The 18,615-nt window shown below is 49.8% G+C and carries 17 protein-coding genes and 1 pseudogene; 7 read left to right on the plus strand and 11 right to left on the minus strand.

Annotated features, from left to right (window positions below):
• Positions 1 to 29 precede the first annotated feature (29 nt).
• Complete coding sequence (gene dapF / locus B5F83_RS04925) at positions 30 to 863, minus strand: diaminopimelate epimerase (RefSeq protein WP_087277328.1); 834 nt, start codon at positions 861 to 863, stop codon at positions 30 to 32.
• Positions 864 to 930: 67 nt separating this feature from the next.
• Here dapF and B5F83_RS04930 point away from each other — a divergent pair, with 67 nt between their 5' ends.
• Positions 931 to 2,424 carry a sialidase family protein gene (locus B5F83_RS04930; RefSeq protein WP_087277331.1) on the plus strand — a complete coding sequence of 498 codons (1,494 nt, stop codon included), beginning with the start codon at positions 931 to 933 and terminating at the stop codon, positions 2,422 to 2,424.
• On the opposite strand, the gene B5F83_RS04935 is transcribed toward B5F83_RS04930, so the two are convergent.
• The 9 genes from B5F83_RS04935 to B5F83_RS04975 all read right to left on the minus strand — a co-directional run bounded on the left by B5F83_RS04935 (position 2,404) and on the right by B5F83_RS04975 (position 12,810).
• A complete protein-coding gene (locus B5F83_RS04935; protein ID WP_087277334.1) occupies positions 2,404 to 2,997 on the minus strand; it encodes a uracil-DNA glycosylase family protein in 594 nt (197 codons plus the stop codon). The two genes, B5F83_RS04930 and B5F83_RS04935, sit on opposite strands and share 21 nt — an antisense overlap.
• On the minus strand, positions 2,990 to 4,171 hold the full coding sequence (locus B5F83_RS04940; RefSeq protein ID WP_087277337.1) for a serine hydrolase: 1,182 nt from the start codon (positions 4,169 to 4,171) through the stop codon (positions 2,990 to 2,992). The genes B5F83_RS04935 and B5F83_RS04940 overlap by 8 nt, the downstream gene beginning before the upstream one ends.
• A gap of 6 nt (positions 4,172 to 4,177) precedes the next feature.
• Entirely contained in the window at positions 4,178 to 5,167 is a 990-nt protein-coding gene (locus B5F83_RS04945; protein ID WP_087277340.1) for a PorV/PorQ family protein, read from the minus strand.
• 6 nt (positions 5,168 to 5,173) lie between these two features.
• Entirely contained in the window at positions 5,174 to 7,600 is a 2,427-nt protein-coding gene (locus B5F83_RS04950; protein ID WP_087277343.1) for a S8 family serine peptidase, read from the minus strand.
• A 48-nt stretch (positions 7,601 to 7,648) separates the two neighbouring features.
• The gene (locus B5F83_RS04955; RefSeq protein ID WP_087277346.1) at positions 7,649 to 8,878 is read right to left on the minus strand and encodes a PCMD domain-containing protein; all 1,230 of its coding nucleotides are present in this window, start codon (positions 8,876 to 8,878) and stop codon (positions 7,649 to 7,651) included.
• Positions 8,879 to 9,280: 402 nt separating this feature from the next.
• Positions 9,281 to 9,904, minus strand: a complete 624-nt coding sequence (locus B5F83_RS04960; protein ID WP_087277348.1) for an HAD family phosphatase — start codon at positions 9,902 to 9,904, stop codon at positions 9,281 to 9,283.
• Positions 9,905 to 9,945: 41 nt separating this feature from the next.
• Positions 9,946 to 10,590 (minus strand): YwqG family protein, encoded by a 645-nt coding sequence (locus B5F83_RS04965; RefSeq protein WP_087277351.1) that lies wholly within the window; start codon positions 10,588 to 10,590, stop codon positions 9,946 to 9,948.
• Positions 10,591 to 10,714: 124 nt separating this feature from the next.
• A complete protein-coding gene (locus tag B5F83_RS04970; RefSeq protein ID WP_087277354.1) occupies positions 10,715 to 11,431 on the minus strand; it encodes a response regulator transcription factor in 717 nt (238 codons plus the stop codon).
• Complete coding sequence (locus B5F83_RS04975) at positions 11,410 to 12,810, minus strand: HAMP domain-containing sensor histidine kinase (protein ID WP_087277356.1); 1,401 nt, start codon at positions 12,808 to 12,810, stop codon at positions 11,410 to 11,412. The genes B5F83_RS04970 and B5F83_RS04975 overlap by 22 nt, the downstream gene beginning before the upstream one ends.
• A gap of 572 nt (positions 12,811 to 13,382) precedes the next feature.
• On the opposite strand from B5F83_RS04975, the pseudogene B5F83_RS04980 reads away from it, so the two are divergent.
• Positions 13,383 to 13,571 (plus strand): annotated as a pseudogene (locus B5F83_RS04980) (Arm DNA-binding domain-containing protein); the annotation flags it as partial.
• Positions 13,572 to 13,735: 164 nt separating this feature from the next.
• On the opposite strand, the gene B5F83_RS04985 reads toward B5F83_RS04980, so the two are convergent.
• Positions 13,736 to 14,299, minus strand: a complete 564-nt coding sequence (locus B5F83_RS04985) for a cyclic nucleotide-binding domain-containing protein (RefSeq protein WP_022353163.1) — start codon at positions 14,297 to 14,299, stop codon at positions 13,736 to 13,738.
• A gap of 157 nt (positions 14,300 to 14,456) precedes the next feature.
• Here B5F83_RS04985 and B5F83_RS04990 point away from each other — a divergent pair, with 157 nt between their 5' ends.
• The 5 genes from B5F83_RS04990 to B5F83_RS05010 form a co-directional block, all read left to right on the plus strand.
• Positions 14,457 to 14,783, plus strand: a complete 327-nt coding sequence (locus tag B5F83_RS04990) for a multidrug efflux SMR transporter (protein ID WP_021928755.1) — start codon at positions 14,457 to 14,459, stop codon at positions 14,781 to 14,783.
• A gap of 15 nt (positions 14,784 to 14,798) precedes the next feature.
• Positions 14,799 to 16,001: an MFS transporter gene (locus tag B5F83_RS04995; RefSeq protein ID WP_087277398.1), complete on the plus strand. Its 1,203-nt coding sequence runs from the start codon at positions 14,799 to 14,801 to the stop codon at positions 15,999 to 16,001.
• Positions 16,002 to 16,206: 205 nt separating this feature from the next.
• On the plus strand, positions 16,207 to 17,100 hold the full coding sequence (locus tag B5F83_RS05000) for a prenyltransferase (RefSeq protein WP_087277359.1): 894 nt from the start codon (positions 16,207 to 16,209) through the stop codon (positions 17,098 to 17,100).
• Between the two features lie 28 nt (positions 17,101 to 17,128).
• Positions 17,129 to 17,749: a CPBP family intramembrane glutamic endopeptidase gene (locus B5F83_RS05005; protein ID WP_087277362.1), complete on the plus strand. Its 621-nt coding sequence runs from the start codon at positions 17,129 to 17,131 to the stop codon at positions 17,747 to 17,749.
• A gap of 108 nt (positions 17,750 to 17,857) precedes the next feature.
• Positions 17,858 to 18,615, plus strand: a 758-nt coding sequence (locus tag B5F83_RS05010) for a DUF3737 family protein (RefSeq protein ID WP_087277364.1), incomplete at its 3' end; no start/stop codon positions are given.

An 18,615-nucleotide genomic window follows, 5' to 3' on the forward strand; every position in this document is an offset into this window, starting at 1 on the left:
GCAGAAAAACAGGCTGCCATGTCCGGGAATCAGGCCGGGATTACTGTGCCGACCAATACGGCAGGTCCGGTCAGCAGGATGCCGCTTGCGGACTGGCCGTCGCTCCCCGGAGTGAACTCTACGGACAGCCTGTCCCGCCTGGCTTCTATGGCGGTATGCACTTTCCCGTCCTTGCCCGGTCCGGTATATCCCGCATGCCATGCCGCTATGGCCGAGGCGGTTATGCCCGTACCGCAAGCGTATGTCTCATCTTCGACTCCTTTTTCGTATGTGCGCACAATCAGGCCTCCTTCCGCGGGCATGACGAAATTGACATTCGTTCCGATAGGGGCGAACAGGCTGCTGTATCTTAAACGCCGTCCTTCGGCGATTATGTCAGTCCGTTCTATGCCGCTTTCAATGAATTTTACGAAATGTCTCGTCCCGGTGTCGAGAAAATATCCGTTTTCTTCAGGAATGTACGTTATGCCTTTCACATCCGACATTCCGAGGCGGACGGTCATTTTCGTAAGGGTCGCGTCGCAACCGGTTATCTCGGCATGATGGATTCCGTCGGCGGCTTCGAATGTGAAGGTTTTCTTTTCGGGCCGCATGTTTTCCCCGTTTATCAGTCTGGCCGCAAATGCCGTGATGCAGCGCCCCCCGTTGCCGCACATCATGCCTCCGCTCCCGTCCGGGTTGAAGAACACCATTTTGAAATCGTATCCGCGGCTGTTTTCCAAAAGCATGAGGCCGTCTGCCCCGAAGCCGTATCTCCGGTCGCACAGGGCTTTTATTCTGTTTTCTGAAAATTCGAGCCTTTCCTCCCTGTTGTCGGCAATGAGGAAATCATTTCCGGCTCCCTGGTATTTATAGAAAATCATTTGCGTTTTTGTTGGCAAATTTAGACATATTTTCATAATTTAGTATTTTTTACAGTATATCAATAATATGTATAAGTACTTATTGTCGTTTGCTTTTATGGCGTTTTCCGCCTTTTGCGTGTCTGCGGAGGATACGTTGTCGGTATCGGTCCCGAATGTCCCGCTTTTGAACGGAGAGGAAGGGAATATATTGTCTGAAATACGGACTGTTGCAGGGAAAGGTATTCCGGGCGGTATAAGGATAAGGTTTGCCGATAATACTGACATGAAGGAAATAACTTCTCTTGCCATTTACCGTGAGGACAATGATTCTGTGCCTTTGGATATTGTGCGGTATCCGTCTTCCCGTTCGGTCTTCCTGAACATCGCGGATAGTTTGGACAACCCGGATGGTGAAGTATATCGTGTGACTGTGGGGATAAGCGAAGGAGCCCGGCTGGAGGAGCCTCTGCGTTTCAGCGTGGAAGGGACGAAGGGTGAAAGGCGCAAGGCCGTAAGTGTCAGGACGGGCGGAGACGACGGGGCCGCTGCTTACAGGATTCCCGGAATCGTCACGACCTCGGACGGTACCCTTGTGGCGGTATATGATGTAAGGTATGAAAGCAGTGCGGACTTGCAGGGAAATATAAAGGTAGGGGTAAGCAGAAGCAATGACGGAGGCCGGACCTGGGAGCCGATGAGGCTTGCGCTCGACCTTGACGGCTACGGCGGGCTTCCTGCGGCCCAGAACGGGACCGGCGATCCCTGTATCCTCTATGACAGCAGGAACGACAGGCTCTGGATTGCCGCATTATGGTGCCACGGCATGCCCGGCAAAAGGGCATGGACGGCTTCGGGGCAGGGATTGTCGCCCGATGAAACCGGACAGCTTCTGTTGGTATCGAGCGAGGATGGCGGCATGACTTGGTCGGAGCCCGTAAATATCACCCCAATGGTCAAAGATGAATCCTGGCATCTGCTGCTACAGGGGCCGGGACGTGGAATAACCATGAGTGACGGCACCCTTGTATTTCCGGCCCAGTTCATCGATTCGGAAAAGGTTCCCAATGCCACTGTCGTTTATAGCAGGGATGCCGGCAGGACATGGGCGATAGGAAGCCCGGCAAGGCGGAAAACCACGGAATCACAGGTAGTAGAATATCCGGACGGGACCCTTATGCTCAATATGCGGGATGACAGGGGAGGAAGCCGTGCCGTCAGCGTTTCGAGGGACATGGGGGCGACATGGAGCGAGCACCCTTCATCGAGGTCGGCTCTCAGGGAACCCGTATGTATGGCGAGCCTGATTGCCGTCAGGGCCGAGGACAATATTACAGGAAAAGACCTTCTGCTGTTTTCCAATCCCGATTCTTCGGTAGAACGGAAGGACATCACAATCAAGCTGAGTCTGGACGGAGGCCTTACATGGCCTGCCGCGCATCAGGTCGTCCTGGACGAAGGGTATGGTTGGGGATATTCATGCCTGACGATGATTGATGAAAGCACCGTAGGGATACTTTATGAAAGCAGTGTGGCGAATATTACCTTCCAGGCCGTACCTCTAAAGGATTTTTTCGAATAGGCCGGCGTATGCCTCGGCTTTCTTATCCAGACTGAGGGGATATGCGCGGGAACTCGATGGAAGCCTGTAAAATGCGATTTCCCTTCCGCCGACATCAATGGTTTCGTACCCGCCTGTGGCAGGGACGGGACAGCGGAACATTCCGGAGACGGTTTCGGCCGCCTTCTGCCCGGTGGCTGCCATTGTCCTGCATAACGGAAGGCTTCCGATAAGTCTCGCAATAGGGGCGGGCTCGACGGTTTCAAGAAACTTGTCCGAAGCGTTGTCTTTAAGCCTTGCGGCCCTGTATACAGTGTCGTACAGGGCTATGCCTTTTTCTTCGCAGAAAGCGGTTATGCGCGTTTTGTCGAAATGTTTTCCGTCCGCGGCTATGAACCTGTTCCTGTCGCCGAAAAATACGAGTCCGAAAATCCGCCACATGTCATTGTTGAAATTCGGGTAGAAAAAATCCATCGACCACCGTTCCTGTTTTGGCGGAAAACTTCCTAAAATCAGTATTTTTGCTTTTTCAGGAAGAAATGGGGCGAATGGATGGGTCTCTACCGTGATGGGCCTGTCCGGATTTTCAGCCATTGTTGCGGTTCTCCGTTTTTGTGCTTTCTTCAAGTATCCTCAATGCGATATCCATATAGACGAACAAATCGACCGTGCTTTCGCGGACATATTCGTCGGAGCGCTTTTTCCCGAGCCTTACCATTATGGCATCGTATTCCGGTATGGCAACGATGTACTGTCCGAGCATGCCGCGCATCAGCCTGTATTCGTTCCCTTTGTACTTCTGTATCCAGAACTGGTATCCGTAGTAATCGAGACTGTCTTCACCCCATTCGTTTTTAAGGTATGATGCGGGGGCAAGCGCCTGTTCCATGTATCCTTCGGATATTATCTGACTGCCGTTCCATTTTCCGTAATCAAGCATGAGGGAGCCGAACCTCGCCACGTCCCTGGCCGTTGTGTGGAAGCAGCAGAAAGCCTTTTCGTCCCCGTTTTCCTTGTCGAGGAGCCAGTAGGCGTCATGCTCTGCACCTAGAGGTGTCCATAATTTTTCTTCGGCATACGCGCTCAACGTTTTTCCGGTGGCCGCTTCGACTACGAAAGCGAGCAATTGGGTCTCTCCGCTCCTGTAATCGTATTGCACGCCCGGTTCTTCATTTACTTCAAGCCCGGTGACGAGGTCATAGAGGTCGTTGCCGTAGTAGCCGTGCGTTGTAAGCGAAAACAGAGAAGAATATGCTTCGTCCCATGCCATTCCCCCGCTCATGGTAAGCAAATCCCTGACTGTCACATCGGCCTGCCTGCCTTTTGTGTACGATGGAATGTATTCTGATACGGGGTCATCGAGGTTCTTCAGCTTCCCCTCGTCGTATGCCGCTCCGGCGAGCAGGCTTACGATGCTTTTCGTGCATGAATATATGTTCGAAGTAAGGGTGTCGTTCCAGCCGTTGCGGTAATCTTCGACAAGTATGCTGTCATTCCTGATGATGAGGAAGGACAAGGTCTCCATGCTGTCGAGATATGACTTTTCTGAGTCCGTGAATCCGTATCTGTTGTAATCGGCAGACCTTGCCCAGAGACAGGCCTGTTGCGGTGCATGTACGGTGTCCCTGTAAAACAGGCATTTGTCATCGATTTTCGGGTAGAGGTGGATGAGGGCCTGCCTCGCATAATAGGGCAGGCACAGGTAAACCGTTGCCAACCCTATTGCGATACAGATTATTATTGTCAGAACTGTTTTCTTGCGTTTCATTTTGAACTAAAAGACGAATCCCAATGAAACCATGAATGTGTTTTTGAAGTTGTTGAGGGCTTCGGAGTTCCCTACGGGAATCATGTAGGCGGCGTCTATGTTTATGTCTATGATGGTAGTGAAATGGAATCCGAGGCCGACAGAAGCGTACTGCGGAAGCGTATTCACAGAGTTACCGTTGTGATGGTAGCCTCCCCTGACGAAGACAAGGTCGTCGAAACCGTATTCCGCACCGACTCCTCCATAGTATTCGTCTGCGAAAATCAGGTAATCGCCCTGTATCCCTGCATCAAAAGAGTGTTTTCCCCATTTGTTCCCGTATCCGATTCCCAGACGGACTGCCGTAGGGAGATTGTTGCCTTTGTTCCCTTCATACCTGCTGTATTTGACAGGGGTTCCGATATTGTTTATGGATGCCGATGCGCGTATGCCCAGTATGGTGTATGCTACCGAGAGGTCTGCGGCAAAGGCGTATGCATTCGCGTAATCCGGATAATTCGCCAGCCATCTGTCCGACATCCTTACGGCGCTTATCATTTTTGCATTTACTCCGATTGCAAGGCCTTTGATGATTCTGGCTGCAAAACCGGCCCCGACCGTATATTCATAAGGGGTAAAATATCCCAAAGGATTTCCCATGATATCGGATTCGATATGTCTGGTTCCGGAAGAATATTGTCCGTAAACGGATACGGCGAACCTGTGCCGCCCGAATGAAAATGCCGCTGCCGCATTGCCGAAGTTCCTCATCTGCGAGTCTGGCCGGATGCCCATGTAATTGGCCTGGACAAGAAGCCTGTTGTTCATAAGGGCCATTGCCGCGGGATTGGCCATTATGGTAGTCCCGTCGGCTTTCGAAGCCATTTCAGTGCCTCCCATCGCGAGTGAGCGTGTATTGGCCGGATAATTCAACGATTCCAAATCCTGGGCGCCTGCCTGCATGGACAGCCCGCAGGCCGCAACGGCTGTCATTATGATGAATTTTATAGTTTTCATGTCTTATTACAGTTTCATTATATTCTGTCTCGTGATATTTCCTTGGGAATCAGTTATTATTACTGTATAATTCCCGGTTTTTACAGTGCTGAGGTTAATCGGTTCAGGGGAATCCGAAGACGGGTCGTAGCCCGTGATTTCATATACCTTTTTTCCTGAAAGGGCCTCTACGGATACGTTTACCGTTCCCGAAGGAGCCGATGATTTTATGTACATTACATCGATTACTGGATTAGGATAACAGAAATATTCGAGCCCTGTTTCCATAATCGATACCCGGAACTTCAGGGATGCGCTTTCCCCTGACGGATCGGTCGCGGTTACGGATATTTCCGAATTGGCCTTGGCTGTTGCCTTTACGGTAAGGATGCTGCCGTCGATGGCCGCTTCTATGTATTGTTTCGGGTAAGAGCATCTGTATGCCAGTATGTCGCCGTTTTCGTCATGGAAATAATCATCGAGGTCGAAGGATTTGCCGTATCCTATTCCAGGCAGTACTATGTCCGGTATTTCGTCCGTGGCTTCAGGGGCCGCATTAGGGACTGTCTGGCATGAAACCACAGGTGACAGTTCCGAGAGTTGCGAGCCGTCGCTTGCATCCGCCGCAATATAATATGTGGTGCCGTCTTCGAGTCCGGTCAGGTCGTATTCGAATTTTTCTCCGGCTTTCCTGTCATTGTCGATGCGTATTGCGGAAATGCCTTCCGGCAACGAGTTCCTGTCTATTGAGGAATCGAATTTTCCTGTACTGAAATAAATGTTATAGGAAACAGGGGTTTTGCCGTTTTCATTTGCGGTTACTGTCCATGACAGCCTTATGGAAGAAGTTCCCGTGCTTTCCGCCTTGAGGTCTGTGACAGGCTGTGGCAGCGGGTTTTCTATGACATAATTGTTCAGTATGGCACCTACGTCGACAAGTCCCTTGCCAAGCTGTCCGTCGTACCGGCTGTTGTGCCCTTCGTATATGACAGGATTGGCGGTTGACTCAAGCATTTCCCTGAGTTGGTCCGGAGTGAAGCCTTCCCCGCCGTAAATTGAAAGTATGAGGGCTGCGATTCCGGATACGTGAGGGCAGGCCATCGAAGTACCCTGGAAGCCTTCGTAGCTGTTGTTTGTCGTAGTGCTTATTACGTATTGGTTTTTGTAGGCGTCGCCTCCAGGGGCCGCTATGTCGCACCATGAGCCGTAATTGGAATAATATGCGCGTTCGAAGTCCGCTGCAAGTGCCGAAACGGCTATGACATTCTCATACGATCCAGGAGAGCCATAAGATTTGTTGTCGTTTCCTGCGGCAAAGATGACGAGACCTCCTTTCATAGGGCCTGTCTGGTTGCCGTTTTCATCGATGCCGGCATATTTGATGAAGTAATCTATTGCATCCTTGTCGGACTCGAAGATAGTGGAGGTATTTTCATAACCCCAGCTGTTCTGGCTTATTACGGCTCCGTTGTCGGCCGCGTATTTGAATGCGGGAGCCACGTCGTATGCCCCTTCTTCACCATAGAATATCTGGCAGCTCATTACTCTTACCCCTGGTATTCCGAGGGCTTTGTTGCCTCCTGCTATTCCGCTGACACCTATTCCGTTATTGTTTACTGCGGCTATGGTTCCGGCAACATGTGTCCCGTGGTCGTCAGGATATATTCCCCGCGAATAGACGAAATCATATCCGTAGATGTCGTCGACGTATCCGTTGCCGTCGTCATCGACTCCTTCGACACCGTTCAGTTCCGCTTCGTTTATCCACAGGTTGTCTTTCAAATCCACATGCCTGTAGTCTATGCCTCCGTCGGTCACGGCGACTATGACATCAGGATTGCCTACATAGCCCTTTTCCCATGCGGGGATTACATTTACATCGCATCCGGCCGTGCTGCCGTAAAGGCTTCCGTCATTGTAGTAATGCCATTGTTCGGAAAGGTACGGGTCATCGAAAATATCCTGTGCTCCGGCTCTGGTGGCCGTGCCGTTCAGGTCGACAGGAACGGATGTGTATTCCGGCCTCTTTATGGCAGGGCGGCCTTCGATAATGCTGATTCCTTCTATATCGGAAAGGTCGTTACCTGCTTTCGTGAGGCTTACTTCCGGGTTGAATATGACATTGTACCACAGATGGAGTCCTTCTTTCCTTGTGCGGGCTTCGAATTTTCCGGCGTAAGGGAATGTCCTTTTCATGCTTTCGAATCCGAATCCCTGAAGGATGTCGTCAGAAGATTTTACTCCGATATTGCGGATTATTCCGTCCGGGCCTGCCTGCTGTTCCAGTCTGGCAGCGAGTTCCTCGGTTACTTTGATTCTCATGAAACCCGGAATCATGCCTTCCGTTTCGAATATGGCCGGATTGCTTACCGGCTTTTCCTGATATTCCCTTACGCATGCCGACATCATGATAAGGCATGGCAGGAATATCCATGTAATGAGTTTTTTTGACATAAGATTTTTGCGGTTTTAATATAAAGTCCACAAAGATAGTATTCTTATTCAATATTCCAACATTACATTGTCAATACTTAGCGAGTTTCCTATTTCTCCGGTAAAAGGTCCGAGATATCCTGAAGCAAAATATATTATGAGGTGTGTCGGGGCGGTATCGGGGTCGGCCCAGCCCGTTTCCTGTATCGGGACCGATTCTCCGGAAGAATTTTCGGCGTAGAAAAACGAGTTGAGTCTTGAAAACTGCGAAAGAGCTTCTTCGTTTTCAGGCTTGCCGTATGTCAGTTTCAGTTTCGCTCCGTGTCTCCAGTCGCAGCTGCCGCCTATCAGCAGTTCGCCTGTCGCGACCCGTTCCGCATATATTTTCCCGTCTTTTTCGGTGCGTTTTTGCAGTTGTACCGTGGCTATCGCCTTGTCGCGGCCCGGCATGTCGGTCCGTTTTGTCATGGTGCTTCTGCTCACTGTTCCGGAATTGCGTATGGTCGCTTTGTAGTCGAAGACAAGATATTTCGGGCGTTTGGTGAAGGGGATGCCGATGTTGACGCTTTTTATGGCGTTGTCCATGCTGTTTATGGGTTCCTTGAGCTTGCCGAGGTATATGGCCCCGGCGGTCAGCACTTCGACCTTGGCCATGCCGAGAACCTTGAAACTCATTATCTCCGTCCTCATTTCGGCACATCTTTCCCCGCTGTTGCCGGTGGAACTGTTTTCCGCCCGGGTAATGTGCGGTGCGGGCCGTACATTGACATTTGTCTTGACTACGCCCATGACTTTGGCGAAGGCATTGGATGTAGCCCATGGCGAATCCGTATTGCTGTAGGGGATATTGCCGTAAATCGTTTGGTTCCTGTCTATCTCGTATACCGTCACGCTGTCTTTGCCGACAATGGCCGATTCCTTGATGCGCCTTATGGTCCACTGCTCGAAGTCACCGAAAGGTATGGCCGCCCTTGTGCCCGGTACGGATAAGCAGCCGGTCGTGTCGTTGTTGGGGCTTGCTGGCATGTCGCTGTGGCTGGTTGTAGTCTTGCCGTGATTGGCCGGCACGTCGCTGGGGCGGGTTTCTACGTTGCTGCGGCCTGTCGTCGTGTTGCAGTGACTTGCTGCCGTGCTGCTGGGGCTGGCTGTTGTCTTGTCGTGATTGGCCGACACGTCGCTGTGGCTGGTTGCGGCGGTGCTGTATAGGGGAGGGGTTTTGGCGGCTACCGGGCATCTGTCAATGAATATGCCGCTAATGACCGCCAGTGTGATGAAAAATATATGTTCCGCATTTTTCATTTTGTGTTTTCTACCTTATGCCTGTCTTCTACCTTTACCTTTGTGACTGATAATCCGGCGTTGAAATGGCAAAAAACGTGCCGACAGGCCTGTGTCCGGAGCACACCCCGACTTAAATTATAAGTCTTGTTATGTGTTGATATATAGCGTATTAGCGTTGCGGTGAAAAATTTTTGCTGTGGATTTCGAGGGGTTTGGAACCCGTCAGAATCCACAGTAATTTTTAGGAGTAAATTTGATAAATATCTGATTATTAATGTGTTGTAAAAGTGAGAGTTTAGTCGGGGCGTGCTTTTGGCAGCTTTCATACCACGTGGATTGTTAAGGATGGCAAAGGGAGCTAAGTCAAGGCGTGCCCCGGGCAGCTTTCAGGGCCGGGTTACATTTGCCATGATGCGAGGGTCACCCTCGGTTTTCGAGAATCGTGGTGACGGCATTGCGCCAGTCTTCGCCGTTAGCGGGCTGATAGGTTTTGAAACCGAGCCGGCGGGCAGTAAGGATGTTGGCCGTGCCGTCTTCCACGAAAAGTGTCTCTTCCGGTATCATTCCGCTGTCCCGGATCATCTGCCTGAATATTTCCGGGTCCGGTTTGGTGAGGCCGATTCTGTAGGAAAAATACATTTTGTCGAAGTAGGCATCCAGAGGTTTGCCTCCAGGGAACTGCGATGAGCAGGCCCAGTCCATTATGAAAGGGTTGGTGTTGCTCAGCAGGTATGTACGGCAGCGTTTTCTCAGCTCCGATATGTAATCCAGTTTTTCCCGGTTGATGCCGGTAATGAAGGCGAGCCAAGCCTCCTGTACTTGCCGGAAGGACAGTTCCCTGCCCGAAAGCTCCTGCATCATCGCCATGAAGCCGGCAATATCGGTTTTCCCGTTTTCAATCTCAAGAAAAGGCCCGCTTTGCAGGTAGGGGTCGAGATATTTTTCCACGTCGGCTATTCCGAGCGATTTGAACGCCGCAATGGCTTTCCGTATGTCGAGGTCGGCAATGACACCGCCAAAATCGAAAACTATCGTGTTTTTCATCGGGATGATTGTTTCATTTCGTAAAGGTAGGGATGATACCGTCATGTGGACAGGACTATCGCGCGCACATTGTCGAAACGCTGGGCGGCGAGGTCTTCCGGGGAAATCAGAAAGTCCAGCACCCCGCAGTCCATGAAATTGAGGTTGAAGTCTTTACCGTTGAATGAATCGACTTGCAGGAGTATGGGCCAGTCCTCGAACGGAGGGTCCCAGTTTTCCCATTCCCTGTGCGTAGGGGGTGCGAACAGCATGTGCTCGTCGCAGTATTTTCCTTCGGGTTTATCTGAAAAAATTACGGGTAAGCCGCGTGGGGAAAGCGGGGTGCCGTCAATATCCGTAAGTAAGATTTCCTCGAAGCCGTTGCTGTCTGGAAAATAAAGCACTTTGACATCCTCGGCATCGCTTATGTAACCGCTGATGCAGTCGGCGGCTTCGAAATCCCCGAGATAACGGTCTATCTTGGTAAAAAACAGCAGCAGACCTTCGTGCGGCAGTTTTCCCTCCGTATCGAAAGGCGCAATGTCTGCGAGATTTATCTGGCAGATGAAATTGTAAGGCCACCTGTCCCCGTCGCTGTCGGTATATTCGGGATAAGGATATCCCGGAGGAAGGAGCGGCGACCCCCAGAAATGCGAGACCTTCTTTCCGGACTGCGGCTTCGCGATAATGTGTATATGTTTATCCATAACGGTGAGGTTTATCCATGACGGTGCAAATTTAAGAAGTTGTTTGAAATTTTTTCTCAAAAATTTGAGACATGCTTCCGTGCAGATTTTTTGCCGTTTTTTTGAGGAGAATAGCAGCGCTATTTTACGATAAAAATGGCGGAAAGATGCCGGGCGAGACGGAAAGCATGTAGCCGCGGCCACGGAGGCTGGATATGCTTACCGAAGGGTCGGAGGAAAGCCGTTTGCGGAGCCTGCTGACATGTACGTTCAGGCTGCGGGTGCTGAAATAATCATTGCTGCCCCAAAGTTTTTCAAGAATATCTCCCAGCGGGACGAAGTGTTCCTGATTGTCGCAGAGCATTTTCAGCAGGTCCGCTTCGCGTGAGGGGAGCTGTACGGAGCGGTTGCCGTCATGAAGTGTCCTGCCGTAAGGGTCGAAGGTGAACCTTCCGATTTCATATATCACGGCATTCCCGTTGCCGGTTTTCCGTTCCAGCAGGGAATTTATCCTGACAATCAGTTCGCTTATTGCAAAGGGCTTGCGTATGTAGTCTCCGGCGCCGGTTTCGAATCCTTTTACTACATCTTCCGCTCCCGAGCGGGCCGAAAGGAAGAGTACGGGAGTGTCCTTGTCCGTAGTGCGCAACTTTTTCACGAAGGTGAAACCGTCCATTACGGGCATCATGATGTCGGTGACTATGATGTCCGGTTTGCAGCCGGCAGCCGCTTCAAGGGCCTCGGCCCCGTTATGCGCAATCCTGACTGCAAACCCTTTTTCTGAAAGCGTGTCGGAGATTACTTCCGCGAGGTCCTGTTCGTCCTCTACGAGCAGGAGCCTTATTTTTCCGTCGTCCGGCATGGCAGGGTTATTTTGAAAATGGAACCTCCTTCCTCCGGGGCCGAAACCGTTATCGAGCCTCCGAGTCCGGATATTACCGAGCGGCTGTAATACAGGCCGATTCCGAATCCTCTCGTATTCCGGACGTCACCTTCGGTAATACGGTAATATTTTCCGAAGATTTTTTCCCTTTCGCTTTTCGGTATTCCGATACCGTTGTCTTTTACCGTTATGTATGCTTTGTGGCCGTCCGTTTCGAGTGAGACTTCTATGCGTGGTGTTCCGGAAACATATTTTGCCGCATTGTCGAGGATGTTTGCAATGGCATTCGACAGATGGAACCTGTCGGCCGGCACGGTAGCCTGCCCGGAAGGAACGTTTTCAGACACGACGCCCTGTGGGTATTTCAGGCGGAGTTCCATGCATAGCGAATGCAGGATTTCCTGAAGGCTGCATTCTTCGGTTCCGGACGGAAGCTCCCTGTCTTCCGATGCCGTCATTTCCAGAATCCTTTCCACCATGGACGACAGTTCTTTCAGCTTGTCGTTCACAATGTTCAGATATTTGTCGCGCTTCTCCTGACTGTCTCCGGCAGGAAAGCCGAGCAAGGCTTCTGTCGCCGCCGATGCCGTGGCTATCGGTGTTTTCAGTTCGTGCGTGATGTTGTGCGTGAAGTCCTCCCGCATCTTTTCGAGGCTTTTCTGCCTGAATACGGTGCGCAGCAGGTAAATGTACGAGAGGCAGAGGATTATCGCTATGAGTGTTATGGAGATGATTATTCCCGACATTTGTCTTAGGAATGTTTTTCCCGGGTCTTCGGTCTCGACCCTGCATTCCAAAGGCGGATTTATGTCATAAATAATTGTGGAAAATATGGCAGGCCTGTCGGTGGACACCGTATTGTGGAAAACCGTGTCTGTGCCATCGTGGAGCGAAATGGTGAAACCATAGTCCTGTGCGGGAATGTTCATCTTGTCCAATGCGTTGTAAAACGTAAGCAGGAATCTGTTGGTGATGAAGCCTGTCAGTGTGTCAACAGGGTTTTCCATTCCGAATATGGCTTCGACCGGCTTCCGGTAAGAGTAAAATTTGAAGACGGAAACATCGGCGATGTCTTTTTTGTCGAGGCTGAAGAAATTTTCCGGATAGGTGAGGGGCATTCCGGATGTGTCTTCGCCGATTTGCGCGACGTTTACCTGATAACCGTTTTTCTTGGAGCGGCTTTTGCTTTCGGCATATTTTGCCTGGGACAATGCTGATTTTATGTCTGATGCGAATTTTTCCTGTTTTTCCCGGTAAGTGCTTGAAATCCATGCTGCGGCCATGATTATGGAGGCTGTCAGGGCGATGCCGAGAACCGCCGCTATGGCAATGAAAGTTTTCCTGTCCGATGTTTTCATATCTTTTATATTTTAATTCAAAATTTTTATTTCGTGACAAATTTATGAAATCTTCATGGTGTCCGGTCATGTCGGGACGTATTTAACACAGATTTAACTTTTCCGCGTATATTTGCCTTCGGAAGAAATACTGTTGCGCCTCGGCAAAGCAATTTGAATAAATTCATTTGCTCTGCTCTCGGCTTCTGCGTATATTTGGCCTGACGGTCAGAAATACTGTTGCGCCTCGGCATAGCAATTTGAATAAATTCATTTGCTCTGCTCTCGGCTTCTGGGTATTTTTGCCATCCGAAATTAAAAAAATTATTGAAAATCTATGGAAAAACCTCCAAAATTCGGCAGATTAACGCAATGTAATCTGTGAATTAAGTAGTTATGAGAAAATCGCGGAAGTTGGATAGAGGGCTGAATAGCGTTTCAAAGCGGATTGGAGAAAGAGAACGGTTTCCTAATCGTTACCCGTCAGAAATGCAGATTTAACAGTCACCGTTCCGTTTGCGCCGCTCTGCGTAGGTTTGCTTGTCAAGGTTTAACTCGTTGATTTATAGTTTTGCAACCAAAAAAGAACGAGTATGACAAGGAGCACATTTCGCGTGCTGTTCTATGCGAACGGCAGCAAGGAGAAGAATGGAACTGTCCTCATCATGGGACGGGTTACAATCAACGGAACGGTGGCGCAGTTCAGTTGCAAGCGGAGCATCTCAAAAGAACTTTGGGATGCAAAGGGCAACCGTGCCAAAGGCAAGAGTGGAAAAGCCAAGTGGTTCAAGGAGCAGTTTGGCAGGCTGTTCTCATCCGTTAAAAGGACGGTTGAACCGCTTAGGAGAGGCAAGGGCATGGGATTATAAACAATACCAACGGAAGAATAGCAAGTTTGTGTTTGGGGCAGACCAAAATCGCTTGCTATCCTCAGTTGGTTGAAACGTCATTTTATTTGTGCCCGAATCCTACTCAAACTTGCCTGTGTGATGCCTAAATAGGTGGCGATACTTCCTAACGGCAACCGCTGTAACAAATCAGGCTCTTTCTCCAACAACTCGTGATACCGTTCCGAGGCGACGGCTGACAACATGGAAATCAGCCGTTCCTCGGCAGCAAGCAGTTCCATTTCCGCATAACGCCGTCCCCAATTGGCTATGTGCAAATCCTCCAAGAATAACTCTTTCAGTTTTTTCCTTTCCAATACATATAAGACAGAATTTTCCATCAGCTCCATTGTTTCATACCCCGGTTCGTCATTCACATATCCTTTCATGGAAACAATAGTCGCCCCTTCCTTGCCGACCCAAAAGGTAATTTCTTTCCCCTCTACCGAAGTATAGGCGCGGACAATGCCTTTCTTGATGAAAAAGATGTCTTTTTCTATCTTGCCATATTCCAACACTTGGAATCCTTTTGGGTATGAGACTTCCGTCAGGCATTGCCGCAACTTGTCCAAAGACGCATCCGGCATGGCATATCTCTGGTTGATGATTTCCTTTATATCCATAAGTCATTTTGTTGTGGTACAAAATTATAAAATAGCGCACAGAAATAGCTGCTAACGGCTGTTTTTTGTCAAATGCAAAATCCGTTTTTACCAAATGTAAAAAAACGGTTAGAAATTACTTGCTTACTTTTGCACCCGAATTTAATAAATCATAGGTATGAATTGGATAATTTTATTTTTGGCAGGATTGTTTGAGGTAAGCCTTACATTCTGCTTGGGAAAAACGAGAGAGGCATCAGGTATTGGTTTTTATCTGTGGGGAAGCGGTTTCTTGGCTTCCACGGTATTGAGTATGGCATTACTTGCCAAAGCGGTTCAGACTTTGCCTTTGGGCACGGCATACGCCATTTGGACGGGTATCGGAGCGGTCGGCACGGTCTTGATTGGGATATTCGTTTTCAAAGAGCCGGCCACTCCCATACGGCTTTTCTTCCTGTTCACGCTCATTGCCTCCTTGATTGGATTGAAAGTTGTGTCATACTGAAAGGAGGAATAAATGATGAAATATGAATTGAGAGAAAACCACGGCATTCCGGCACCTCTGCTGGCTCTGATGGCAGTCGCTACCGGGCTTTCCGTTGCCAACTGCTACTACAACCAGCCTTTGTTGGGCAGCATGGCAAAGGATTTTGGGGTAAGCGACTTTTCTGCCAGCATGGTTGCGACATTGACCCAGATAGGTTATGTAGTCGGACTTGTGTTTGTCATTCCGCTTGGCGATTTGGTTTCACGAAAGCAGCTGATATTGACCAATTATATCATTTCATCGTGCGCATTGCTTGCCATAGCACTTGCCCCTAACATCTATTGGGTGTGGGGCGCATCCTTGCTTGCCGGAGCATCTTCGGTTATGCCGCAGTTCTTCATCCCGTTGGTGTCTTTCCATTCAGCACCAGCACACAAGGTACGCAACGTGGGGATTATACAGTCCTGTCTGCTCATAGGCATTCTTGGCTCACGGGTGTTAAGTGGTTTCCTGGCTGATATGTGGGGATGGCGTTCCGTCTATTTTGTGGCTTGTGTGTTTATGCTCGGATGCTTTCTTATGATTTACAAGATGCTTCCCGTTCTGCCTGCTCGTTCACGTGAAAATTATGCGGGTCTGATGAAATCCTTGTTGCGTCTGCTTGCCAAATACCCGTACTTGCGTATCGCTTCGTTGAGGGCGGCATTGGCTTATGGCTCGTTCTTTGCGTTGTGGAGTTGCCTTGCTTTCCGGATGAAGCAAGAGCCATTCTTTGCGGATGACGATATTATCGGGGCACTCGGTTTGTGCGGATTGGCAGGTGCGTCTTCGGTTGTATTCATTAGCGGCTATGTCCAGAAGTACGGCGTAAGGTTCTTCTCCATTGTCGGGGGATGTGTTATCTTGGCTGCATGGTTGTTGGCATTTTTTGGAAATGACAGCTACTTGTGGATGATAATCGCCATCCTTTTGATTGATGCAGGAATGCAATGCATCCATTTGTCAAATCAGACCAGCGTGGTCTCCCTTGACGCATCCGCCATCAACCGAGTCAATACCGTTTATATGACCATCTACTTTCTGGGCGGTTCTGCTGGTACGTTCGTTTCAGGTCTGTTTTGGCAACATTACGGATGGGCAGGCGTGGTAGGAGTAGGAGTTGCCTTTACCGTGGCTTCCTTGTTCGTTAATTGCTTCCAACCAAGACTGCATAAGGATGAATGCTCAATATTCTGACTAAAATAATTTTTGGAATGATCCTTTCAGTCTGAATATTTTTCATACCTTTGTACCGTAAGAGTTTCCCAAACAAGCAAAGCGATGCAGACCACGGCAATTAGGACGGTTGCCAACTCATTACCTGAAAACGAAGTAATTCTTCTAACTCTCTTGATTTCAAAGAGGTATATTCCTTTATACAGATTTATACAAAAATTATAATGTGGAAAAGCATACTTTCAAGGAATGGATGATTGCGGTGCGGCCGTGGTCTTTTCCGGCCTCGGCGATGCCGGTGGCTGTTACACTCGGATATGTTTTAGCAAACCACCTGCAGGCGGATTGGCTCAACGGCGTGTGGGCATTGCTGAACATAGTGGTTTTCCATGCCTCCGGGAATACATGGAGCGATTATTTCGATTACAGGCGGAAAGTGGACGGTGAAGATACTTTCGGGGCCAAGACAATCACTTCCGGAATGTTCACTCCCAGGGAAATCTACCGGCTGTCTCTGCTGCTTCTTGCAGTGGCCTGTGTTGCGGGGGCAGGACTGTGGTTGAGGACGGGGATGCCGCTGCTGTACATAGGTCTCGGGGGACTCGCATGTTCCGTGCTGTATCCTTTTCTGAAGTACCATGCCCTCGGGGATTTGGTGATTTTCATTGCATACGGGCTTTTGCCTACCGTGGGTACGGTCTATGCGGTCACACAGCATATCGACTGGAATGTGCTGTACCTCGCCGTTCCGGTAGGGTTGATAACGGTGGCAATCCTGCATTGCAACAATCTCCGCGACGTGGCAACCGATGACCGGGCCAATATACGCACCTTTGCCATGAACATCGGCCCGAAGGCATCGGTGTGGGTGTATTGTTTCGAGGTGCTGTTCCCGTTCCTTTGGATTACCGGATGTGTCATAGCCGGCGTTCTCCCGTATATGTGCATTATGGTGTGGGCGGCAATAATTTCTGCCCTTAAAAATTCGAAGATGGTCGTCGGTGTCCTGAAAAACGGCCCGGAGTCGATAGCGAGATTGGACGAATATACGTCGAGATTACAGCTCCAGTTCAGTTTCCTGCTGATTGCGGCTTTCATAGGGACGGCGCTCATATATTAAAGGGACGGCAATAATATTTTAAGAGAATATGGGAAAATTGGTTTTTACCCTCGTGGTTGCGGCCTGCCTTTGGACGGTGATGTTTTCACCATGGACTGCCCCGTATGTCCCGTTCTGGTGGATGATGACCAGTTCGGCCCTTGTATTGGCCGCGCTGGCGACTATATTCGGCCGGGATTGGTGGAAACCGCTGAAATGGACTCCGTCCAACGTACTTTCAGGCATATTCATCGCCGTTCTGCTCTGGGGCATATTCTGGGTAGGGGACAGGGTCTCCTCGTGGCTTTTCGATTTTGCCGGCAGGCAGGTGAATGCCATTTACGGAATGAAGGCCGGTGAGTCTCCGTGGCTTCTTACGGCCCTGATGCTGCTCCTCATAGGCCCCGCCGAGGAAATCTACTGGCGCGGCTATGTCCAGAAAACGCTTTCGGGGTGTTTCGGCAAAAATGGCGGTTTCATATCGGCGACCCTGCTGTATGCGCTCGTCCATGCCGGTTCGTGCAATTTTATGCTTGTGATGGCGGCGCTTGTGGCCGGTACGGTATGGGGAGCCCTTTACCGCTTCTTCCCTGAACGTTTTTCCGCTATCATCATCTCGCATGCCGTCTGGGATGCGGCCGTTTTCATCTGGTTCCCGATAGGGAGTTGACAGGATTTTTATGAAATACGGTAATTGTGGTAAATTGTACTGTAATCCGTTTATCGGCATTCGGGGAAAAGACTGTATTTTTGTACCGTAAAATGATTGGATTTGTTTATGGAACTGATTAAAGACAAACAATTCGGAGGCGAGCGCCCTCTGTTCGAGTCTCACGACCTTCATATTGACAATGTGACCATCCTGGCCGGGGAGTCGGCAATCAAGGAATGCAGCAATATAGTGGCTACCAACTGCCGCTTCGAAGGGAATTATCCTTTCTGGCACGTACACGGTTTTACGATTGAAAACTGTTATTTCGCCGTGGGAGGCCGCTCGGCCCTGTGGTACTGCGACCATCTTAAAATGAAAGACACGGTAATCGATGCTCCGAAGATGTTCCGCGAGATGGATGTGCTGGACATTGAAAACGTGTTGATGAACGATGCGGACGAAGTTTTCTGGAAATGCAGTAACATTAAGGCCAGGAACTTAAAATTGCACGGTGGCACTTATCCGTTCATGCTGAGCCATGACATTTATGTCGATGGGCTTGAAAGTGACAGCAAGTATGTGTTCCAGTATGTGAAAAACGCCGAGATACATAATGCGAAAATCACTACTAAGGACGCTTTCTGGGAAGTGGAGGATGTCACAATCTATGATTCGGAACTCAACGGGGAGTATCTCGGCTGGCATTCACGCAACTTGCGCCTTGTGAACTGCCATATATCGGGAGAGCAGCCTCTCTGCTATGCACACGGCCTCGTGCTCGAGAACTGTACCTTCGAGCCTTCATGCGACCGTGCTTTCGAGTATTCGACACTTGAAGCCGATATCCGCGGGGCCATAACCAATATAAAGAACCCTATGTCCGG

The organism is Muribaculum sp. An289, assembly GCF_002159555.1.
Taxonomy (GTDB): Bacteria; Bacteroidota; Bacteroidia; order Bacteroidales; family UBA932; genus Merdivivens; species Merdivivens faecigallinarum.